A 20,299-nucleotide genomic window follows, 5' to 3' on the forward strand; every position below is an offset into this window, starting at 1 on the left:
GGGAAGACGGCCACGCAATGGCCGCGCACGAATGGAGGCTTAGGTGGCCATGCCGACCAACCGCAGGATCAATGCCAGGGGAAAACGGCTCATCACCACGGCCCTTGTGCTGGCGCTGGCGGCCGGCGTCGCCGGCTGCGGAACCGACAAGCTCTCCACCGGCTCTATCGCACGCACCAGCGGCAAACCGCTTGAAAGCATGTCGGCCGGCGAACTGCACAATGCCACCGGTGCACTTGGCCAATCCTACGCGAAGAACCCCAACGACAAGCGGATGGCGACGAACTATGCGGCGGCGTTGCAGATGGATGGCGACGCCGACCAGTCGCTGGCTGTGATGCGCAAACTCGCCATCGCTTTGCCCAAGGATCGTGACGTGCTTGCCTCCTATGGCAAGGCGCTGGCCGCCAATGGCCAGTTCGAGGCGGCGCTCGACGCCGTGCGCCGCGCTCAAACACCGGAATATCCCGACTGGAAGCTGGTGTCGGCCGAAGCGGCCATCCTCGACCAGACCGGCCAGAAGGACGATGCGCGCCAGCTTTACCGCAAGGCGCTCGACCTTAAGCCGAACGAGCCTTCCGTGCTCTCCAATCTTGGCATGTCGTATGTGCTGGAAGGTGACCTGCGCACCGCCGAAACCTATATGCGCTCGGCCGCGCAGCAGCCGAATGCGGACAGCCGCGTCCGCCAGAACCTGGCACTGGTCGTCGGCCTGCAAGGCCGGTTCGACGAGGCCGAGAAGATCGCCTCGCAGGAGCTCTCGCCCGAACAGGCGCAGGCAAACGTCGCCTATCTCAGGCAGATGCTGGCCCAGCAGAATGCCTGGAGCCAGCTCAAGGACCAGGACAAGCCGAAATCCGCGACCAACTGAGACCACAATCCCGATGCCAAACGAAGAAGCCGCGCTGCATGCGCGGCTTCTTCGTTTGAGGGAATGCAGGAATTTGCCTTGCCGCTACTGGGCGTTTGTTGCCGGCGCCGGATGATCGCCGAAGATACCGCGCTGGCTGACCTGAATGCCGGCGGGACCCAGGATGATGGCGAAGAGCACCGGCAGGAAAAACAGGATCATCGGCACTGTGAGCTTTGGCGGCAGGGCGGCGGCCTTCTTCTCGGCAGCATTCATGCGCATGTCGCGGCTTTCGGCGGCAAGCACGCGCAGTGCATGCGCCACCGGCGTGCCGTAACGCTCGGCCTGGACGAGCGCCTGCGACACCGACTTGACCGAATCCAGGCCGGTGCGGCTTGCCAGGTTCTCGTAGGCCTGCTTGCGCTCCGGCAGGTAGGAAAGCTCGGCGTTGGTGAGGATGAACTCTTCCGCCAGCGCCACCGATTGCGCGCCGATCTCGTCGGCGACCTTGCGCAGTGCCGCTTCCACCGACATGCCCGATTCGACGCAGATCAGCATCAGATCGAGCCCATCCGGCCATGCCATCTGGATCGACTGCTTGCGCTTGGTGGCGCGGTTGTTGACGTAGATGACCGGTGCGTAGAAGCCGCCGTAAGCAACGAGGATGCAGACGAACAGCCTGATGACCAATGGCTTGTCGGGCAGTCCTCCGAGCACGAAGATGTAGATTGCGGCCAGCGCGAAACCGACAAAAGGAAGCACGAGACGGAAGAAAAGAAACCGCGTCAGCGGATTCTGTCCACGAAAGCCGGCCACCTTGAGTTTCTGCAAGGTACCTTCATCGGCGAGCGCGCGTCTCAGATCCAGCCGGTCGACAATGTTGCGCATGCCGATCGACTGTTCCTCGCGCAAGCCCTTGCGACGGCGGTCGGCCTCGACCGCAAGCCGGGCGCGCTGTTGCGCACGCAGTTCGTCGCGTTCCAGCGCAACGGATTTCATGCGTGACTTGAGCTGGTTTCCGCCAAACGCCGGCAGCAAGGTGAAGACGGTCGCAAACACCGCTATCGCGACCAGCATCGCGATCAGGAAGCTCGGATCCGTCAGGGTCTTGATGACTTGCTCGGTCATGCCAGCATCCTAGACTTCGAAGTTCATCATCTTGCGCATCACCAGGATGCCGATCGACATCCAGACCGCAGAGCAACCAAGGATCAGGTTTCCGACACTGGTGTTGAAGAGCGGCATCAGGTAGGCCGGGCTCGACAGGTAGACGAGAAAGGCGACGATGAAGGGCAGCGCGCCGATGATCGCGGCGGACGCCTTCGCTTCCATCGACAGCGCCGCGACCTTGGCTTTCATCTTCTTGCGATCGCGAAGCACGCGCGAAAGATTGCCCAGCGCCTCGGAGAGATTGCCGCCGGCCTGCGACTGTATCTGGATAACGATGCCGAAGAAGCTTGCCTCGGTGCAAGGCATGGTTTCAGGCATGCGCAAGGTCGCGTCGGGGATAGAGAGGCCCATCTGCTGTGAATCGACGATACGGCGAAACTCGGTCTTCACGGGTTCGGGCGATTCGTTGGCGATCAGGCGCACGGCGTCGTTCAGCGGCAGGCCGGATTTGACCGCGCGCACGATGATGTCGAGCGCGTTTGGAAATTCGTTGAGAAATGCCTTGACCCGGCGGGCGCGACGAAACGTGACGAACCAGCGCGGCAGGCCCAGCCCCCCGGCCAACATTACGCCCGGCAAGGCGATCAGCGGGGCTCCGGCCACAAAGGCGACAATCGTCAAAACGATGCCGCATACGGCGGAGTATATATAGAAACGCTCGATGGTGGTCTTGAGGCCGGCCTGACGAAGCTGGGCTTTCAGCGGCGGTTTCTTGACGCGGCTGTCCTTGGTTTTCTGCTTGGCGTCGAGTTCGTTAAGAGAATCCTGAACCGATTTGCGCCTCTTGACGGCTTCCGCCACGCGGTCGCGCGAGGCTTTGACGACGGAGCGATCCGTCTCGGCGGTCCTGATCGTTTCGAGCCGCTTGCCGACCTGTTTCTCGTTGCTGATGCGGGTGAACAGAAATGCATAAGCGACGGCGCCGGCGCTGAAGCCGGCGAGCACGACAAACGCCAGTACTGTGCCGTCAATTCCAAACATTGGCCCGAACCCTTACACCCCAGCATGCGTCAGTCAGCGCGTTTCTCCATCGCCTCGAGCGCAATGGCGAGACGCTGCTCCTCGCCGTAATAGCGTGCGCGCTCCCAGAAATGCGGACGGCCGATGCCGGTCGATACGTGCTCACCCAACAGCCGGCCGTTGGCGTCCTCGCCCTTGATGTTGTAAAGGACGATATCCTGCGTGATGATGACGTCGCCTTCCATCCCGATCACCTCGGTGATGTGGGTGATGCGGCGCGATCCGTCGCGCAGGCGCGCCGCCTGGATGATCACGTCGATGGAACCGACGACGATTTCGCGCACTGTCTTCTGCGGCAGCGAATAGCCGCCCATGGCAATCATGGATTCGATACGGTTGAGGCATTCGCGCGGGCTGTTCGAGTGGATCGTGCCCATCGAGCCGTCATGGCCGGTGTTCATCGCCTGCAGAAGATCGAACACCTCGGGTCCGCGCACTTCGCCGACGATGATGCGCTCTGGCCGCATGCGCAGACAGTTCTTGACCAAGTCGCGCATCGTCACCTCACCCTCGCCCTCCAGATTGGGCGGGCGGGTTTCGAGGCGCACCACATGCGGCTGCTGCAATTGCAGCTCGGCCGAGTCTTCGCAGGTGATGACGCGCTCCTCGCGGTCGATATAGTTGGTCAGGCAATTGAGCAGCGTCGTCTTGCCCGAACCGGTGCCGCCCGAGATCACGATGTTGCAGCGAACACGACTGATGATCTTGAGAACTTCGGCGCCCTGCGGCGAGATGGCGCCGAACTTGACCAGCTGATCGAGCGTCAGCTTGTCCTTCTTGAATTTGCGGATGGTGAGCGTGGCGCCATCGATGGAGAGTGGCGGCGCGATGACGTTGACGCGGGAGCCGTCGGGAAGGCGCGCGTCGCAGATCGGGCTGGATTCGTCGACGCGGCGGCCAACCTGGCTGACGATACGCTGGCAGATGTTGAGGAGCTGCTGATTGTCACGAAAGCGGATACCGGTCTGTTCGACCTTGCCGTTGACTTCGATGTAGACGTTCCTGGAGCCGTTGACCATGATGTCGGCGATGTCGTCGCGGGCGAGCAGCGGCTCGAGCGGCCCATAGCCGAGCACGTCGTTGCAGATGTCCTCGAGCAGCTCTTCCTGCTCGGCGATCGTCATTGCGAAGTTCTTGATCGCGATGATGTCGTTGACGATGTCGCGGATTTCCTCGCGCGCGCTTTCAGGGTCAAGCTTGGAAAGCTGCGACAGATCGATGGTGTCGATGAGCGCGGAGAAGACCTGGCTCTTGGTATCGTAATAAGTTTCGCTCTTTTCGCGCTGTGCCCGCTTCGGCTCAGGCGCCAATGGCGGTGCCTCGACCGCACGGCGCGCCGGCGGCGCGACAGGCGCGCTTGGCGCCGCCGTGGGCCGGGTCAGAACCGCTGTGTCCATGGAACTTGCAGCCGGCGGCGCAACAGGCGCCGGTGCTGGCTGGCGAAATTCCGGCGTGAACCGGTTGCCGTCGTCGCTGCCTCTTTTACCAAACATGATCGACTACCGATTCCACTGCTGAAGCGTCACTTCTTGTTGCGCGAGAGCTTGCCGAGCAGGCTGCCGAGCCCGGCCTTCTTCTTGATCTTGATTTCGCTGCGCCCGGTCAGCACATGCGCCATTTCGTTGATCATCGCGACGACCGGGTTCTTGGCATCCATTTCGCCAAGCATGCGTCCGTTGTTGGCGGCATTGCCGAACAGCAACGGATCAAACGCAATGACCGACATCGGCGACAGGCCGAGCGGCTCGGCGAAATCGGACGGCGAAATCTCCGGGCGCTTCGGCACGCCGGCCTGGTTGATGATCAGCTTGGGCGGCGGATCATTGGGACGAAGCCGCTTGAGCATATCGACGAGATTCTTGGTGTTGCGCAGATTGGCGAGTTCCGGTGTCGCGGTGATGACGATCTCGTCGGCCTTGACCAGGGTGTTCTTGGTCCAGCCCGTCCAGGCATGCGGGACGTCGAGCACCAGAAGCGGCACGCTGCGCTGGGCGGTGTCGATAAGCTGCGCGAAGGCCTCGGGATCGAAATCATAGACCCGTTCGAGCGTCGAAGGCGCGGCGAGCAGCGACAGATGCTCGGCGCACTGGGTCAGCAGCCGGTCGAGATAGACTTCATCGATGCGTTCCGGTGAAAACACCGCCTCGGCGATGCCTTGCGCCGGATCCTGGTCGAAATTGATGTTGGCGGTGCCGAAAGCCAGATCGAGATCGGCGACGACCACTTCGGATTTGAACAGGGAGGACATCGCCCAAGCCACATTGTGGGCGATCGTCGAGGAGCCGACACCGCCCTTGGCGCCGACAAAGGCGATCGAGCGGCCGAGCGGCTCGGCTTCCGGATCGATGAAAATCGACGACACCACGCTGACGATGTCGGCCATCGAGACCGGAGCGATCACATATTCGGAAATGCCGTTGCGGATGAGCTCGCGGTAGAGGCCGACATCATTGTAGTGGCCGATCACCACCACCTTCGACGTCGGATCGCAATATTCCGAGAGCTGGGCGAGTTGCTCCAGCAATTGCTTGGGCTCGCTGCGCGATTCCAGCAGGATCAGGTTGGGCGTCGGCGCCGATTGGTAGAATTCGATGGCAGTGGGGACGCCGCCCATATGGACCTTGAGATGCGCCTTCGTCATGCGGCGGTCCTCGCCGGCGCGCTCGACCGGGTTGGCAACACCCTCGGTCTCGCAGAATGCCTGGATCGAGATGCGCGGGATCGGCCGCAACGCCTGCATCGCGGCGATGTCCTGCTGCGAGGTATCGCTGCCGTCCACCGGGGCGTCGTAGGCAAGGTTGCTCATCGTCATGCTCTTTCCCGTGGCCTGTTCTATCCGAGATAGGCGGCTCAGTACGTCACTTCCGAATTGCCGAGGAACTCTTCCGAAATGCCTCTCTTTTGGTAAACATCGATGGCTTGGCTACGATTTGCCGGATCAATATTGGCAGATTTACGCGGGCCGAGCAGGTCGGCCGGATTGGCCATCTGGGCGGCAAGATTGTTCTGATAGGAGCAGCCGAAGTCGGCATAGTGCTTGTTTTCCGATGTCTCCATAAGATCTTCGGGCCAGCGGCCGCACTTATCGGTCTGGGCTTTCACCGAGATATAAGCAACGCGAATCGGGGCAGAGGCTTCGGCGGAGGCGGACTGATAGGAGGTCACGACAATCCGATTGCGCTTGATGCCGCTGGCAACCGCCAGCCGGGCGAAATCGCGGGCCGCCGTGGTCGCGGCAACCTCGTTGGCCGATCCGCTCGGGACCTGGATCGTCAGCGTCGGGGCGGCACTTCTGTCATAGCCATCCAGGAAGCCAAGAAGCGTATCGCGCTGGGAGCCGGTCATGCCGCGGTCACCGGCGCCGACAGGCAGGTCGATCTTCTGATTCTTCTCGGCGATGACGATCGGATGGTTGGTGCGGTAATCGTCCGGAATGGCGCCGACCGTGATGCTGTCGCGCTGGGCGCAGCCGGCGAGCAGCGCCGCCACCGCAACCGCCAGGACAGGAACGGCTCGCCGGGTCGTTGCGGCGATGGTGCTTGCCTTCAATGCTGACTGAGACATGTCCGCTTCCCCGCTTACTTGTAGATGAAGCCGACAACGCCGTGGTAGCGGCCATTGGGCTTGTCGGTCTGCATGGTGCCGTAGACGCGATTGACGCGGCCAAGGAACATGCCGGCGCCATCGCTGGCGGCGTTGAAATTGTCGTCCGGCTTGGCGAGGTCGTTGCGCGCCACCGGCTTCACCAGATAGGGAGTGATGATGATGACGAGCTCGGTCTCGTTTCGCACGAAATCCCTGCTACGGAAGAGCGCGCCAAGCACCGGGATCTTTGTCAGTCCAGGCAATCCGTTGACGGCTTGCCTGACGTCGTCGCGAACCAGGCCGGCGATCATCATGGAGCCACCGGATGGCAATTCCACCGTTGTGTCGGCAAGGCGCTTGCGCAGCGACAGGGCATTCATTCCGGGACTCGTCACGCCTGAGGAGAACGATACGGATCCCTCGGTTGTCGGCTCGGAAACCGACGTCCTGACTTTCAAACTTATGCGGCCGGGAGACAACACAACCGGCTGGAATTCCAGGCCGATGCCGTACTCGATCTTTTCGACGCTGTAGGTCTTCAGGCCGGTCTGGTTGTCTTGCGATACATTTGCCGAGACACCCGTGACCATATTGTATTCACCGCCGACTTTGAAGGTTGCCTTCTCGCCCGACACAGCCGTCAAGGTCGGCTCGGCCAAGGTCTTCATCACCCCGGACTGCTCCATGGCGTTCACATAAGCCTGCAGTCCTGAAGCGCCGATTTGAAAGCCGGAATTCGACAGCTGTTTGCCGAGACCCGTGAAGTTGTCGCTGATTGCGCCGTAACTAATGCCGTTGCTGCCGCCGCTGCCAACCATGTTGACGCCGAGCTGCTTCATCACCGAGCGGCTGACTTCGGCGACCGTCACCTTCAGCGTCACCTGGTCATCGCCAATGATCTGGATCAGGTTGACGATCTGGCTGGTGCGGCGCTCCTGGTCCGGATTGTTGATGTCGACACCGCTCTGGGCCGAACCGCCGGCCGCGGTCTGCGAATATTGTCCCGTCGTTGCCTCACCACCCGACACGAACATGTTTGCCAACTGTTCGGCACGCTTGGCATCCAGCGGGGTATCCACGGTTCCTGTGAGAACGACGTTGTCGTTCAGCAGTTCCACCTTGACGGCCGACGTCGGCAGGAAGCGCCTGATATAATCCTCAAGGCCGGCAACGTCGCGTTCGACGGCAAGGTCCAGACTGACGATCTGCTCGCCATTCGGGCCGAAGACAAATATGTTCGTCTCGCCGACCGCCTTGCCGAACAGATAGATGCGCCGCGCGGTGCGGGTCACAGCATCGGCAACCGCCGGGTTGGCGACGAGAATGTCGTAGGCATCGCTCGGCAGGTCGATGACCACCGACTTGTTAAGGCCGAGCTTGACGCGCTGAGTGGCCGTCGATGCCGTGACCTGCGCGTTCTTTGCCTCGACGACGCTGCCTTGCAAATTCGATCCGACGAGCAGCAGGCCGAATGCCGCGGCTACAATTGCCGGCAGTTTGCCACCTAGCCTCATTTCCTTGCTCCCACTTCGGAAACTTCGCCCGACTTGATCAGCCTCACCGTTCCTCTGCGGCCATTGCCGGAAACGAGATAGTCGGCCTCACCCAGATTTTTTTCCTGCGTGTCCGCGACCGCCCGCAGCGCCAGGGTCAGGCGATCCGCCATCTGCTGGGCGACAGTGATGATCTCCGCCTGCTTGGGCGTCAGTTCCAGCGTGGCGGTCTGACCCACCCTGGTCTTCTTGCCTTCCTCGTCCTCCTGAATGGTCTGATCGATGGCCAGGACGCGGATGTTCTTGAGGATGGTCTCGGTGTTGAAGCCGGCGGCGCCGCTGGCAGCATCGGCCCTGCGGGTCATGATGACGTCGACGAAATCGTTGGGAAGAATGAAGCCGCCGGCCGACGTATCGGCCGAGATGGCCGTGGCGACCGCCCGCATACCGGAAGGCAGGATCGACGACATGAAGCTCTGGCCCTCGCCGATCAGCTTGGACCGCCGCAGCGGTTCTCCGGCATACATCGCCACACGGGCAACGGAACTCTTCAGCTTGTCCAGTGCCTCGGGCTCGGCGGTGCGGGTGATGAAATTCGCGTTGACGCCGTCGGCGGGCCAGGATTGCCAGGCGATGTTGTTTTGGATCGGGCTGCCCATCGGAACGTCGCCTGAAAGCACAAGCACATCCTGGAGGGCCACCGCCGGGGCCTGGGGGCCGGAATCGACGACGATCTGGGGCGGCGGTGCCACCATGTTCTTCGCGACATAGCCAGCGCCACCCGCCGCGGCCACCGCCACGCTCAGAATTATCAATCGCGATGCTGGCATTTGTCCGAACCCTTGCCCTGGCAAACCACGTAGCCAAGCCGGACTTTGCAGCGGCAATCGTCAAAACAAGGTTAATGTAATGCTTACGATCGTGATTAATTTAAGGTTTACATAAATTAGCCGGAATGTGGCCTGACCGGCCAAAATGGGCGGGCCAGCCCTGTTCAGAACGGGGTTTCGGCAATGCTGACTGACAATAAAATAAAATAAGATCGCGCTCAGGCCGCCAGCCTGGCAAGCGCCCATGCCATCAAGGGCGAATCCGGATAGGTCAGCAAGCCGCCAAGGCCGAGCGCAACACCGTAGGGAACACCTTTTGCCTCGTCGGCGAAATGGCGCAGAAACGGATTTTGGCCGGTAACGGCCGCAAGCAGCGACTTCCGGTAGAGGATGATCGCCAGCGTCAGCAGGCCGCCGATGATTGTCGAGGCGACAAGATACTCCACGAGATTGACATTGAGGCCCATCCACATCGCGGTGGCGGCCAGAAGCTTGGCGTCGCCGCCGCCCATGCCGCCCATCGCAAACAGGCCGAACGTCACGGCCAGGACCAGGGCGCCGGCGGCGAAATGTCCGCCATAGGCCGCCCAGTCCATGCCTGTCAGGGGCGCGACCAGCGCAAAAACGGCGACAAGCAGCACCGGCACGCGATTGGCGATCGTCATCGACAGCATGTCGGAGATCGCGGCAAACAGCATGCAGAACGGAAAAACGACGAAGATCAGGGCTTCAAGCATCGGCGCCACGCCTATTGTCCGATTTCATGGGGCTCAATCTAAGCATGTTCGATTAACGATTGATGAGGCTAGGAACGAAAGACGACCTATATCGCCAGCGGCATAGAAAAAGGGCCGCCACGCGGCGGCCCTTTTCCAGAACGCAATCTAAATGCTCGGCGATAAGCCGATCAGCTGCCGCTCGGCGTGCCGTTCAGGGTGCTGCCGATGTTGGTGAACTTGGCGTTCAGCGCATTGCCGAGCGTGCCGGCGCCAGTGATGATGGCGAGCGCGATGAGAGCGGCGATCAGACCATATTCGATCGCGGTCGCGCCGGATTCGTCCTTCACAAAACGTGCGATGAGATTAGACATTCGAGAGCTCCTACTCCACGTGTTACAGCACTTCCGTCAACTTCTGTGATGGTTGATCGGATGCTGCCAATCTAGGGAGAAGCTCTTTCGATCGGCTTAAGAAACAGCCTTACCGATTCCTTTCCCGGTTCGAACATATTGCGTGGTTAACCTCGGGCTAATGTATCGCTGAGCCTTCCAGACCGGATTTGGTAGGCTTGCGACCCGACCGGACCGCGCGTCGCGGGCGCCCTTGGCGGCCATTGCACGATTGGCAACATCGCATGCTTAACCGTTGGTTCACCAATCTCGTTCATGTTCCGTTGATCAGTCCGCCTGCGTGGAGCGCCTCAATGGCCCAGCCGAGATCGTCAATCCTGATTGCCGCGCTTCTTGCCGTCTCGAGCTTCGTCGCGCCCGCCATGGCCGGCGCCGGCATCGAGGTCACGATGAACCAGGCCAAGATCGTCAAACTGTCGCGTCCCGCAGACACCATCGTGGTCGGCAACCCGGCAATCGCCGACGCTTCGGTGCAGGACGCTTCGACGATCGTGCTCACCGGCAAAGGCTTCGGGGTCACCAATCTGGTCGTGCTCGATACGGACGGCAGCCCCATCGTCGACGAGCAGGTTACCGTGGTGCGGCAAGCCGCCTCGTCAGTGCGCATCTATCGGCGCGCCGAAATCCAGACGATGTCGTGCACACCCTATTGCGAAAGCTCATACAAGAGCGAGGCGGAGAAGTCTTCGGAAGCGGAGATGAGCGTCAGCCGATAGGTGGCGTTGCCGACTGCCGTTCCGGTTATTGTCTGGTTAAGAGGCCTGCGCCGACTTTAACGATCATCCAAACCGGACCTCAATCGGTTGGCGCTAATGCTCCTTCCGAGACCGCATAGAGATCGGCAGGATCGGACATGAGCAAGGAATTCGGCCGCGCAGGCGACCACAAAGTGAGACGCCCAAGGTTTTTCGCCCGCTTCCTTCGTGACCGGCGCGGCGCCACGGCAATCGAATTCGCGATCCTTTCGGTCCCCTTTGCGCTGCTTGTCTTTGCCATTCTGGAAAGCTGCATCTCGTTTGCCGGCCAGGAGGTGATGGCCAACGTCACCGACGATGTCGCGCGCAAGCTGCGCACCGGCCAGTTGAGGGCGGCCGACGTTGCCGGAACCAATTTGCGGGACATGATCTGCACGAAACTGCAGATCATCGTCTCCCAGGATTGTCCCAATCAACTGCTGGTGGATCTTCGCCAATATACATCGTTCGCCGATGCGGCCACGGCTGGCTTCAAGATCCAGAACGGCGATGTCGTACTGACGAAAGGCACCGCGACCCAATCCTTCTCAGTGACAGCGGGGGCGGCGGAGTCGAGGAACATGCTTCGGGTCTTCTACAAGTGGCCGATCATGACCGATCTGCTGGCGCAGTCGATGGGCGGCAACAAGACCCTGCATTTCGCATCGGTGACCTGGCAGAACGAGCCGTTCGACAACTGAGCGGAATGCACGAGCGGTATAAGAAAAGGGCAATGGGCATGATGCGTGCGGGGCCACATCTTATGATTACGGGAGTTTGGCGGAAAGCAAGTCGATTCTGGTCCGATCGCCGTGGCATCGCGGCGGTTGAATTCGCGTTGATCATGCCAATTCTGCTGATCATGTACTTCCTCACAATGGAAGCGTCGCAAGCCATCGAGACCAGCAAGAAGGTCAGTCGTATCGGCAGCATGGTGGCCGATCTCGTTACCCAGCAGACAAGCGTCCTCAAAGCGGATGTCGACGCCATCATGCAGATCGGCAGCGTCACCCTTCAGCCCTACAACCGCTCGCCCCCTAGCATCACCATCACGGCGATACAGGTTACGTCCGATGCGACGAAGGCACAGGTGGTTTGGTCACGCAAATTGGTCGCCAGCGTCGCCAGCGCCGGCGCCGCCGCGACCACCGAGACAACGGTCCCAGCGTCGCTCAAGGTCGCCAACACTTTTCTCATCCGCGTCGAAAGCAACCTCGGCTATACGCCGGTCATCGCGTGGAGCGCGAGCAGTCAACAGAAGCTTGGACTGACCTCGGCTTTCAGCAACATAACCATGGGCGAAACCTATTATCTGCGCCCCCGCAGAAGCGTGACGATCCCTTGCAGCGACTGTTGAACAGAACCAGCCAGGCCCTGCGCAGGGCCGCTCCAGCTATTGCTGCGGCTCACGGTCCGAAACGAAGCGCACGATAGCAGCGGCCATCTCGTAATCTTTTGGCGACACGCGAGCGAAGCCGCCGGAATGTCTCGATTCCAGGAGATCGTAGATATCGGGCGTCGTCGACTTGAGGTTGGTGAGGAACACGGCAAGCCTGCGCTTGGCTTCCGGGTCGAGATCGCTGCGGACCGCATGGGGGCCGTATCTCAACAGGCCCGACGTCCATACGATCCGAAGCGCCGTCACCGAGAGCCCTGCCGCCTCCAGCCTGGCCTGCGTGCCCGACGGTTCTCGCGGGCCGTCGGCAGCGGCCGTCACCCAGCCGAACAGGCCATCGGCCTTGCCGTCGACCAGCATCGTCTCGGCCGCCGCGGCCGAATCGGCATGGACCAAAAACTGTGCATCTTCCGCGATCTTGCGGCCCTCCGCCGCCAACGCCGCCAATGGCAGGAGAGAACCGCCGACGCTGTCCGAAGGCGCCATGGCGATACGATGGCGGTCCATCGCCGCCAGGGCAGGCAGCTTGCCGTCTCGCGTCAGCAGAACGGAGCGGATGCCGATCGCGCCGTCTGAATCGACCGGAGCGACAAGCGGCTCGATACATAAGCAGCGCTGCGAAGCCGTCGCATAGGCGGTGGCCGAATAGATCGCATATTCGATGCGGGCATCGGCCTGCGCCTCGATCAGCGCGGCATAGTTGCGGGCAACGACAAACTCGACCTTCATGCCCAAGGCCTTGGTGTAGGCGTCGGTCAACAGTGCCAGCCCCGGAACGGCATTGCCGGCGCCTGGCTCGGCAACGATGCCGATACGAAACGTGCCGATATCATCGCGCCAGTCGGCATGCGCCGGGTTGGACCAGAGCCCGACGAGCGCCAGCATGAGAGCGGCATATGTCTTTAACGCAACCCTCATGACAGGAACCACAGTCTGTTGTCCTCGATCCATGCCCATCCCGTGCACTGGACTATCACGCCAAGCCGTTGCCGTTTGGTTTCCGAATTGCCAATGAAGTCGCGGAACCCTATGTCTGGTCGGTCAAACTGGCAACAACTCGATGGCGCGCGCTTTCCTCTTCGTTCTGGATTCCTTCGGCATCGGCGGCGCGGCCGACGCCGACCGCTACGGTGACGCCGGCGCCAACACATTCGCGCACATCGCAGAGGCCTGTGCGGAGGGCCGTGCGGATCGCGAAGGGCTTCGCAGTGGACCGCTGTTTGTCCCTCACATGGCGTCGCTCGGGCTTGGCAAGGCCGCCGAAACCGCGACGGGACTGGGGTTTGCCAACAGCGGGGCGGATCTGCTCCCAACTGCCTTTCACGGCGCCGCACAGGAGGTTTCGAGCGGCAAGGATACACCATCCGGTCATTGGGAAATCGCCGGCCTGCCGGTGCGCCTCGACTGGGGCTATTTCCCGGATACGGTTCCGGCCTTTCCGGCCGAACTGACCGAGGCGATCATTCGCGAAGGCAAGGTGCCGGGCATTCTCGGCAATTGCCATGCGCCGGGCACCGAGATCATCGAGCGCTTCGGCGAGGAGCACATCCGGACCGGCAAGCCGATCTGCTACACGTCGGTCGACTCGGTCCTGCAAATCGCCGCGCATGAAGTCCATTTCGGCCTCGACCGGCTTTATGAATTCTGCCAGGTGGTGCGCAGGCTGGTTGACCCGCTGAGGATCGGACGGGTGATCGCGCGGCCATTCGTCGGCGAAACCACCGCCACTTTCGAACGGACATACAACCGTCATGACTACGCCGTGCCCCCGCCGGAACCGACCCTGCTCGACCGGCTGACGGCGCGTGGCAGCCGTGTCATCGCCGTCGGCAAGATCGGCGACATCTTCGCCCATCGCGGAATTTCGCAAGTGCGCAAGGCGGCAGGCAACATGGCGATGTTCGACGAGGCGCTGGGTGCGATGGATGATGCCGGCGACGGTGACCTCGTCTTCGCCAATTTCGTCGACTTCGACACCGAATTCGGTCACCGCCGCGATGTCGCAGGCTATGCTGCCGCGCTCGAGGCCTTCGACCTGCGGCTGCCGGAGGCATTTGCGAGGCTGCGGCAGGGCGATCTTCTCATCCTGACGGCCGACCACGGCAACGACCCGACCTGGGGCGGGACCGATCACACGCGCGAGCGCATTCCGGTGATCGGCACTGGACCGGGTCTCAAGGGCGGCGACATCGGACTGAGAACGACATTCGCCGACATTGGCGAGACCGTGGCCGAGCATCTGGGGCTGGCGCCCGGACGCTACGGCACTTCTTTCTATACGGCGATCGGCGGTCATGCCTGAATTGCCGGAGGTCGAAACCGTCCGGCGCGGGCTGCAGCCGGTTCTGGAAGGCGCCACCATCGCCCGCGTCGAGGCGCGCCGACCGGATCTGCGCTTTCCATTTCCCGAGAAATTCGCGCAGCGGCTGACCGGCAAGACGATCACGGCACTCGGCCGCCGGGCCAAGTATCTGACGATGGACCTGGAAGGCGGGCCCGTGCTGATCTGCCATCTCGGCATGTCGGGCTCATTCCGCATTGAGACGGCCGATGGCAGCGACATGCCCGGCATCTTCCGGCACGACCGCTCGAAGAGCTCCAATCACGACCACGTCGTCTTCCATGTCGTGTCTCCGGCCGGTGCCCGATCCCGCGTGATCTTCAATGATCCGCGCCGCTTCGGCTTCATGCTGTTTGCGGAAGGGCTGCCGGACGTTCATCCGATGCTGGCTGGACTTGGCGTCGAGCCAACCGGCAACACATTGGACGGTGCGCTGCTTGCCTCATTGATGAAGGGGCGGCGATCACCGCTGAAGGCAGCGCTTCTCGACCAGAGGCTGATCGCCGGGCTCGGCAACATCTATGTGTCGGAGGCGTTGTGGCGTGCCGGCCTGTCGCCGCTGCGCGAGGCGGGCACGATCGCCAGGCCCGGAAAGAAAGCCCAGGCCCAAAGCGAACACCTCGCGCAAGCCATTCGTTCGGTGATATCGGATGCGATCGCAGCCGGCGGCTCCTCACTGCGGGACTATATGCAGACCGATGGGTCGCTGGGCTATTTCCAGCACGCCTTCGCCGTCTACGACCGCGAAGGCGAGGCCTGCTCCAAGCCCGGCTGCGGCGGTCACATCGAACGGATCGTGCAGAGCGGCCGATCGACCTTTTATTGCCGGACATGTCAGCGATGAGTCAGAGTAATTCCAGGAAAAGTGGGAACGGTTTCCCGTTCGGAATTGCGTCAAGACAGAGAGATGGAGCGGTTCTGCGTTTCCGTGAAACGATGAACCGCTCTAGGCGAGCGTGAGCAAGGAGAAGCAGCCATGACCTATGAGACGATCATCACCGAGACGCACGGCAAGGTCGGGCTGATCACGCTGAACAGGCCGCAGGCGCTCAACGCGCTGAATTCGCAGATTCTGACCGAGGTGGTGGCGGCCGTGAACGGGTTCAGCGCCGATCCAGGTATCGGCGCCATGGTCATCACCGGTTCCGAAAAGGCTTTCGCCGCCGGCGCCGATATCAAGGAGATGCAGTCCATCTCCTACGCGGACGCCTACGCCCAAGACTTCTTCGTCGGCTGGGAGGAACTGACGCGAGCGCGAAAGCCTATTATCGCGGCAGTGGCGGGCTATGCACTCGGCGGCGGCTGCGAGTTGGCGATGATGTGCGATTTCATTATCGCCGCCGACACGGCCAAATTCGGCCAGCCCGAGATCACCCTCGGCGTCATTCCAGGCATGGGCGGGTCACAAAGGCTGACCCGCTTCGTCGGCAAGTCGAAAGCGATGGACATGTGCCTGACCGGGCGGATGATGGATGCCGCCGAGGCCGAGCGTTCTGGCCTGGTGTCGCGGGTCGTGCCTGCCGGCGAGCTTGTCGAGGAGGCGCTGAAGGCCGCGGCCAAGATCGCCGCTTTCTCGCTACCATCGGTGATGATGGCGAAGGAGGCTGTCAACCGCGCCTTCGAGACGACGCTTGCCGAGGGATTGCGGTTCGAGCGCCGGCTGTTTCACTCGCTGTTTGCACTGGACGATCAGAAGGAAGGCATGGCGGCCTTTGCCGAGAAGCGGAAGCCGAATTTCACCAACCGCTGACGCCAATCCCTTGGCTGCGAAGAAGATGGCTGCTGGCCGCCAAAAAGAAGGCCGGGCAGCGTTGACGCGCCGGAAAAGCTGAACTATAAGCCGCACCAACCGAGGCGGCCCCGTGGCTGCCCGTTTGTTTTTTGCGCCCTGCGGCATCCCGCATGCGCCGACCAGATCAGAAGAGAGGCATCATGGCCAATACATCCTCGGCCAAAAAGGCAACGCGCAAGATCGTCCGCCGCGCAGCGATCAACAAGAACCGCCGCTCGCGCGTCCGCACCTATATCCGCCAGGTCGAAGAGGCGCTTGCCTCCGGTGACAAGGCTGCCGCACAGGCTGCCTTCAAGATCGCGGAGCCGGAATTGATGCGTGCCGCGACCAAGGGCGTGATCCACAAGAACACGGCGTCCCGCAAGGTGTCGCGACTGGCTCAGCGGGTCAAGGTACTGTCGGCCTGACATTACTTGCCTAGACTGACGTTCTTCGAACCCGGCCGTTTGTGCCGGGTTTTTTCGTTTGCCGGCAAGCACTTAAAAAGAATGTCCGGAAACGGCGTCTTATGCGGCATTTCACAATTAGGAATAGTTTGCCGGCATATGCATGCCTGCTGGTGATCGGCATGCTTGAAACGGCCGACCTAAAGATTCTTAACTGTCAGAAATAGCTTATATTTTTCAGTGACTTACAGATGGTGATCCACAGCTTGTCCACACCGGACCGGCCCGATCGGGGAGAAGTCGCTGTCAAGCGAATTATTTCAGAATATTTCTGCCAGCGCCCGGTTTTTCATATTCGCCGGAAAAGGGTTTGAATCACAATGGCTTTGTTAAAATGTGCCGTCGCGGCACGCCACTCGAACCCGCCTCCACTAACCAGATTCCTTAAAAATCCGTTAGACGTGGCCTTGCCCTATCCACAGCGATTTCGGTAGTGTCGATCTATCGAAAGGGACGGGCTCTGGCTCTTAACCCAAGCCTGAATCGGCCAGCTTAAATTGGCGGGATTTGCAACGCGGATCAAGTCCGCGGACGGCTTTGGTTTGTCTTTTTCGATACGGTAGGGGACTGGCGTAACTAGACATGGCAGGTAGACGGCGCGCCGGCGCTCTTTTCGCCGGGCGGTGTTGTATTGCCCTGACATACCCAACGCGGACTGGCTTCCATGGGCCGGCACCGGTTCCCGCGGATAATGGGCGACGTTCATCTGCCGGCGGCGGCAGCGGACATCGTAGCAAAGACTTAGGTCGCCGGAACCGGATGCAGGAGGCGCATCCCCGGTGGAAAACAGGTACGGAAGGACAAGGAAAAGATCATGCAGAGCGGCATTGAAAGGGAACTTACGGGCGACCTCCCATTTCCTGGAACTTTGATCGGAGCAAACGACATGGCGGTGTCCAGCGACGCGGAACAGAAATTCGACCGGGTCAAGACCCAGTTGAAGGCGCGCCTGGGAACCGAAGTCTATTCGAGCTGGTTTGGCCGCATGAAGGTCGCCGAGGCTTCCAAGGGCATCGTCCGCATCTCCGTGCCTACCGCCTTCCTGCGTTCATGGATCAACGGCCACTATCTCGACCTCATTTCAGAGCTGTGGAAGCAGGAGGATGCCGATCTCCTCAAGATCGACATCGTCGTGCGCACGGCAACCCGTCAGGGACGCAGCCAGGCCGAGCCAGAGGTAACGCCAGCACGCAGCAAGATGACACGGCAGACGCAGACGGCACTTGCCGCCGGCACAGTCAGCCCCAGCCGGGTGGAGCGCGCACCGGCTCCGCGTCCGGGCACACCGATCGAGAGCGAATTTCGCCACAACGTGCTGGGGTCGCCGCTCGATCCGCGCTACACGTTCGGGTCCTTCATCGAGGGACCGTCGAACCGGGTGGCCTTCGCCGCCGCCAAGGCGGTAGCGGAATCGCAATCGAGCGCAGTGCGCTTCAATCCGCTTTTCCTTCACGCAACCGTCGGGCTCGGCAAGACACATTTGCTGCAGGCCATCGCTGCGGAATCGCTGAAGCAGAACCCCAAGTCGCGCGTCGTCTATCTCACGGCCGAGTATTTCATGTGGCGCTTTGCCACCGCGATCCGCGACAACAACGCGCTGACGCTCAAGGAACAGCTGCGCGACATCGACCTGCTCATCATCGACGACATGCAGTTTCTGCAGGGCAAGTCGATCCAGCATGAATTCTGCCACCTCATCAACATGCTGCTCGACAGCGCCAAGCAGGTCGTCGTCGCCGCCGACCGGCCGCCATCGGAACTGGAATCGCTCGAACCGCGGGTCCGTTCGCGCCTCAATGGCGGTGTCGCGCTTGAAATGTCGGCGCCCGATTTTGCCATGCGCCTCGGCATGCTCAAATTGCGCCTTGCCACGGCCAGGGGGGACGACGCATCGCTCGACATTTCGGAGGAGATCCTCAATCACGTCGCCCGCACCGTGACCGGCAGCGGACGCGAGTTGGAAGGCGCCTTCAATCAGCTTTTGTTCCGTCAATCCTTCGAGCCGCAGATCACCATCGACCGGATCGACGAAATCCTCGGCCACATCTATCGCACCGGCGAGCCGAAGCGTGTCCGTATCGAGGACATCCAGCGCATCGTGGCGCGTCACTACAATGTGTCGAAGACCGAATTGCTGTCCAACCGGCGCACGCGCACCATCGTCAAGCCGCGGCAGGTCGCCATGTACCTGTCGAAGGTGATGACGCCGCGCTCGCTACCCGAGATCGGACGGCGTTTCGGCGGCCGCGATCACACCACGGTGCTGCATGCCGTGCGCAAAATCGAGGACCTTTCCGGCAACGACAACACGCTGGCGCAGGAACTTGAGCTTCTGAGGCGGTTGATCAACGACCAGGCCTGATCCTCCGGGGATGGCTGAGCCGGAACAATACCGGAATTCAATGGCTTGCCAGTGCGGCGCTGGGCCTGGATCGGGCTCGTGGCGCCGCCTGGAAGCGATCTGGATTTCGGTTTTACGACACTGGCTCGCGGACTTCGGGCGCGTTATCCCCAGAAAGCCCGCGTAGCCGGCCTGAACCGTTGGCGCGGGCTTGCGTTTGCTGGTTTTTTCCTGTCAGTTTACGCAGATTCTGAGCCTGTTCAGACCTTTCGCGGGACGCCGCTCACTGGTGACCCGTCATTCATTCAAGCGAGCCTGTTTCGTCATGCGTGTTATCCTGGAACGGTCAAATCTCCTGAAGTCGCTCAACCACGTCCATCGTGTGGTCGAGCGGCGAAACACCATACCGATCCTGTCCAACGTGCTGCTCAGCGCCGAAGGCGCCAGCCTTGAAATGAAGGCGACCGATCTCGACCTCGAGGTGACCGAAGCGACACCCGCCAAGGTGGAGCGCGGCGGGGCGACGACAGTCCCGGCACATCTGCTCTACGACATCGTGCGCAAGCTTGCCGATGGCGCCGAGGTGATGCTGAAGACGGACGAGGACGGCAACGCCATGACGGTGACGTCCGGCCGCTCGAGCTTCCGCCTTCAGTGCCTGCCGCAATCCGACTTCCCGGAGCTCTCGGCCGGATCGTTCTCGCATATCTTCCGTCTCGACTCGGTTGCCCTGAAAGGCCTGATCGAGAAGACCCAATTCGCCATCTCCACCGAGGAGACGCGTTATTACCTGAACGGCATCTATCTGCACACGCATGAGGTCGGCGGCAAGTTGAAGCTGCGCTCGGTAGCGACCGACGGCCACCGCCTGGCGCGCGCCGAGATCGATGCGCCAGCGGGTTCCGAAGGCATGCCGGGCATCATCATTCCGCGCAAGACGGTGAGCGAGCTGCAGAAGCTCGTCGACGATCCGGATGTCGCGGTCACCACCGAACTGTCGGACACCAAGATCCGCTTCACGATCGGCAGCGTGGTTTTGACCTCGAAGCTGATCGACGGCACCTTCCCCGACTATCAGCGGGTCATTCCGACCGGCAACGACAAGAAGCTGATCATCGACCGCCAGAGTTTTGCCGCCGCTGTCGATCGCGTCTCGACCATCTCTTCCTAAC

General features: G+C 61.4%; 19 protein-coding genes and 1 pseudogene. 10 read left to right on the forward strand and 10 right to left on the reverse strand.

From position 1 onward, the window contains the following. Nucleotides 1–49 precede the first annotated feature (49 nt). Entirely contained in the window at nt 50–871 is an 822-nt protein-coding gene (locus tag EOC06_RS01880) for a tetratricopeptide repeat protein (RefSeq protein WP_127269472.1), read from the forward strand. An 84-nt stretch (nt 872–955) separates the two neighbouring features. Here the strand turns inward: EOC06_RS01880 and EOC06_RS01885 are convergent, their stop codons facing one another. From EOC06_RS01885 to EOC06_RS01925, 9 genes are all read right to left on the reverse strand, one after another. Next, a complete protein-coding gene (locus tag EOC06_RS01885) occupies nt 956–1,978 on the reverse strand; it encodes a type II secretion system F family protein (RefSeq protein ID WP_127321199.1) in 1,023 nt (340 codons plus the stop codon). A gap of 9 nt (nt 1,979–1,987) precedes the next feature. Further along, nucleotides 1,988–3,001, reverse strand: coding sequence for a type II secretion system F family protein (locus EOC06_RS01890; RefSeq protein WP_128306947.1), 1,014 nt, complete (start codon nt 2,999–3,001; stop codon nt 1,988–1,990). Between the two features lie 29 nt (nt 3,002–3,030). Continuing rightward, entirely contained in the window at nt 3,031–4,533 is a 1,503-nt protein-coding gene (locus EOC06_RS01895; protein ID WP_127270234.1) for a CpaF family protein, read from the reverse strand. Nucleotides 4,534–4,562: 29 nt separating this feature from the next. Next, nucleotides 4,563–5,852 carry a CpaE family protein gene (locus tag EOC06_RS01900; RefSeq protein WP_127327690.1) on the reverse strand — a complete coding sequence of 430 codons (1,290 nt, stop codon included), beginning with the start codon at nt 5,850–5,852 and terminating at the stop codon, nt 4,563–4,565. A gap of 38 nt (nt 5,853–5,890) precedes the next feature. Continuing rightward, nucleotides 5,891–6,604 (reverse strand): CpaD family pilus assembly protein, encoded by a 714-nt coding sequence (locus tag EOC06_RS01905; RefSeq protein ID WP_127807954.1) that lies wholly within the window; start codon nt 6,602–6,604, stop codon nt 5,891–5,893. A 14-nt stretch (nt 6,605–6,618) separates the two neighbouring features. Then, nucleotides 6,619–8,139: a type II and III secretion system protein family protein gene (locus EOC06_RS01910; RefSeq protein ID WP_127807955.1), complete on the reverse strand. Its 1,521-nt coding sequence runs from the start codon at nt 8,137–8,139 to the stop codon at nt 6,619–6,621. Further along, nucleotides 8,136–8,948 (reverse strand): Flp pilus assembly protein CpaB, encoded by an 813-nt coding sequence (cpaB, locus tag EOC06_RS01915; RefSeq protein WP_127295258.1) that lies wholly within the window; start codon nt 8,946–8,948, stop codon nt 8,136–8,138. The genes EOC06_RS01910 and cpaB overlap by 4 nt, the downstream gene beginning before the upstream one ends. A 218-nt stretch (nt 8,949–9,166) precedes the next feature. Next, entirely contained in the window at nt 9,167–9,685 is a 519-nt protein-coding gene (locus tag EOC06_RS01920; protein ID WP_128306967.1) for a prepilin peptidase, read from the reverse strand. Between the two features lie 170 nt (nt 9,686–9,855). After that, entirely contained in the window at nt 9,856–10,038 is a 183-nt protein-coding gene (locus EOC06_RS01925; protein ID WP_063171181.1) for a Flp family type IVb pilin, read from the reverse strand. Between the two features lie 332 nt (nt 10,039–10,370). Here EOC06_RS01925 and EOC06_RS01930 point away from each other — a divergent pair, with 332 nt between their 5' ends. The 3 genes from EOC06_RS01930 to EOC06_RS01940 all read left to right on the forward strand — a co-directional run bounded on the left by EOC06_RS01930 (nt 10,371) and on the right by EOC06_RS01940 (nt 12,168). Beyond that, nucleotides 10,371–10,793, forward strand: coding sequence for a pilus assembly protein N-terminal domain-containing protein (locus EOC06_RS01930; protein WP_013533687.1), 423 nt, complete (start codon nt 10,371–10,373; stop codon nt 10,791–10,793). Nucleotides 10,794–10,930: 137 nt separating this feature from the next. Beyond that, nucleotides 10,931–11,512 carry a TadE/TadG family type IV pilus assembly protein gene (locus tag EOC06_RS01935; protein WP_127295250.1) on the forward strand — a complete coding sequence of 194 codons (582 nt, stop codon included), beginning with the start codon at nt 10,931–10,933 and terminating at the stop codon, nt 11,510–11,512. 38 nt (nt 11,513–11,550) lie between these two features. Then, complete coding sequence (locus tag EOC06_RS01940) at nt 11,551–12,168, forward strand: TadE/TadG family type IV pilus assembly protein (RefSeq protein WP_128306968.1); 618 nt, start codon at nt 11,551–11,553, stop codon at nt 12,166–12,168. Nucleotides 12,169–12,204: 36 nt separating this feature from the next. On the opposite strand, the gene EOC06_RS01945 is transcribed toward EOC06_RS01940, so the two are convergent. Next, entirely contained in the window at nt 12,205–13,125 is a 921-nt protein-coding gene (locus tag EOC06_RS01945; protein ID WP_164898432.1) for a phosphate/phosphite/phosphonate ABC transporter substrate-binding protein, read from the reverse strand. Between the two features lie 142 nt (nt 13,126–13,267). On the opposite strand from EOC06_RS01945, the gene EOC06_RS01950 reads away from it, so the two are divergent. The 6 genes and pseudogenes from EOC06_RS01950 to dnaN form a co-directional block, all read left to right on the forward strand. Next, the gene (locus tag EOC06_RS01950) at nt 13,268–14,509 is read left to right on the forward strand and encodes a phosphopentomutase (protein ID WP_128306949.1); all 1,242 of its coding nucleotides are present in this window, start codon (nt 13,268–13,270) and stop codon (nt 14,507–14,509) included. Continuing rightward, nucleotides 14,502–15,392 carry a bifunctional DNA-formamidopyrimidine glycosylase/DNA-(apurinic or apyrimidinic site) lyase gene (gene mutM / locus EOC06_RS01955; RefSeq protein ID WP_128306950.1) on the forward strand — a complete coding sequence of 297 codons (891 nt, stop codon included), beginning with the start codon at nt 14,502–14,504 and terminating at the stop codon, nt 15,390–15,392. The genes EOC06_RS01950 and mutM overlap by 8 nt, the downstream gene beginning before the upstream one ends. A 132-nt stretch (nt 15,393–15,524) precedes the next feature. After that, nucleotides 15,525–16,298, forward strand: coding sequence for an enoyl-CoA hydratase (locus EOC06_RS01960; protein ID WP_027161752.1), 774 nt, complete (start codon nt 15,525–15,527; stop codon nt 16,296–16,298). A 182-nt stretch (nt 16,299–16,480) separates the two neighbouring features. After that, nucleotides 16,481–16,747 (forward strand): 30S ribosomal protein S20, encoded by a 267-nt coding sequence (gene rpsT, locus EOC06_RS01965; RefSeq protein WP_013533694.1) that lies wholly within the window; start codon nt 16,481–16,483, stop codon nt 16,745–16,747. Nucleotides 16,748–17,672: 925 nt separating this feature from the next. Then, nucleotides 17,673–19,148, forward strand: coding sequence for a chromosomal replication initiator protein DnaA (dnaA, locus tag EOC06_RS01970; protein WP_245463546.1), 1,476 nt, complete (start codon nt 17,673–17,675; stop codon nt 19,146–19,148). A 316-nt stretch (nt 19,149–19,464) separates the two neighbouring features. Continuing rightward, nucleotides 19,465–20,299 (forward strand): annotated as a pseudogene (dnaN, locus tag EOC06_RS01975) (DNA polymerase III subunit beta); the annotation flags it as partial.

Source organism: Mesorhizobium sp. M7A.F.Ca.MR.362.00.0.0, assembly GCF_004023175.1.
GTDB lineage: Bacteria > Pseudomonadota > Alphaproteobacteria > Rhizobiales > Rhizobiaceae > Mesorhizobium.

Bases quoted from the DNA above. Each gene is read 5' to 3' on its own strand.
- EOC06_RS01880 (WP_127269472.1), top strand. From the start codon at position 50: ATGCCGACCAACCGCAGGATCAATGCCAGGGGAAAACGGCTCATCACC.
- EOC06_RS01885 (WP_127321199.1), bottom strand. From the start codon at position 1,978: ATGACCGAGCAAGTCATCAAGACCCTGACGGATCCGAGCTTCCTGATC.
- EOC06_RS01890 (WP_128306947.1), bottom strand. From the start codon at position 3,001: ATGTTTGGAATTGACGGCACAGTACTGGCGTTTGTCGTGCTCGCCGGC.
- EOC06_RS01895 (WP_127270234.1), bottom strand. From the start codon at position 4,533: ATGTTTGGTAAAAGAGGCAGCGACGACGGCAACCGGTTCACGCCGGAA.
- EOC06_RS01900 (WP_127327690.1), bottom strand. From the start codon at position 5,852: ATGACGATGAGCAACCTTGCCTACGACGCCCCGGTGGACGGCAGCGAT.
- EOC06_RS01905 (WP_127807954.1), bottom strand. From the start codon at position 6,604: ATGTCTCAGTCAGCATTGAAGGCAAGCACCATCGCCGCAACGACCCGG.
- EOC06_RS01910 (WP_127807955.1), bottom strand. From the start codon at position 8,139: ATGAGGCTAGGTGGCAAACTGCCGGCAATTGTAGCCGCGGCATTCGGC.
- cpaB (WP_127295258.1), bottom strand. From the start codon at position 8,948: ATGCCAGCATCGCGATTGATAATTCTGAGCGTGGCGGTGGCCGCGGCG.
- EOC06_RS01920 (WP_128306967.1), bottom strand. From the start codon at position 9,685: ATGCTTGAAGCCCTGATCTTCGTCGTTTTTCCGTTCTGCATGCTGTTT.
- EOC06_RS01925 (WP_063171181.1), bottom strand. From the start codon at position 10,038: ATGTCTAATCTCATCGCACGTTTTGTGAAGGACGAATCCGGCGCGACC.
- EOC06_RS01930 (WP_013533687.1), top strand. From the start codon at position 10,371: ATGGCCCAGCCGAGATCGTCAATCCTGATTGCCGCGCTTCTTGCCGTC.
- EOC06_RS01935 (WP_127295250.1), top strand. From the start codon at position 10,931: ATGAGCAAGGAATTCGGCCGCGCAGGCGACCACAAAGTGAGACGCCCA.
- EOC06_RS01940 (WP_128306968.1), top strand. From the start codon at position 11,551: ATGATGCGTGCGGGGCCACATCTTATGATTACGGGAGTTTGGCGGAAA.
- EOC06_RS01945 (WP_164898432.1), bottom strand. From the start codon at position 13,125: ATGAGGGTTGCGTTAAAGACATATGCCGCTCTCATGCTGGCGCTCGTC.
- EOC06_RS01950 (WP_128306949.1), top strand. From the start codon at position 13,268: ATGGCGCGCGCTTTCCTCTTCGTTCTGGATTCCTTCGGCATCGGCGGC.
- mutM (WP_128306950.1), top strand. From the start codon at position 14,502: ATGCCTGAATTGCCGGAGGTCGAAACCGTCCGGCGCGGGCTGCAGCCG.
- EOC06_RS01960 (WP_027161752.1), top strand. From the start codon at position 15,525: ATGACCTATGAGACGATCATCACCGAGACGCACGGCAAGGTCGGGCTG.
- rpsT (WP_013533694.1), top strand. From the start codon at position 16,481: ATGGCCAATACATCCTCGGCCAAAAAGGCAACGCGCAAGATCGTCCGC.
- dnaA (WP_245463546.1), top strand. From the start codon at position 17,673: ATGGCGGTGTCCAGCGACGCGGAACAGAAATTCGACCGGGTCAAGACC.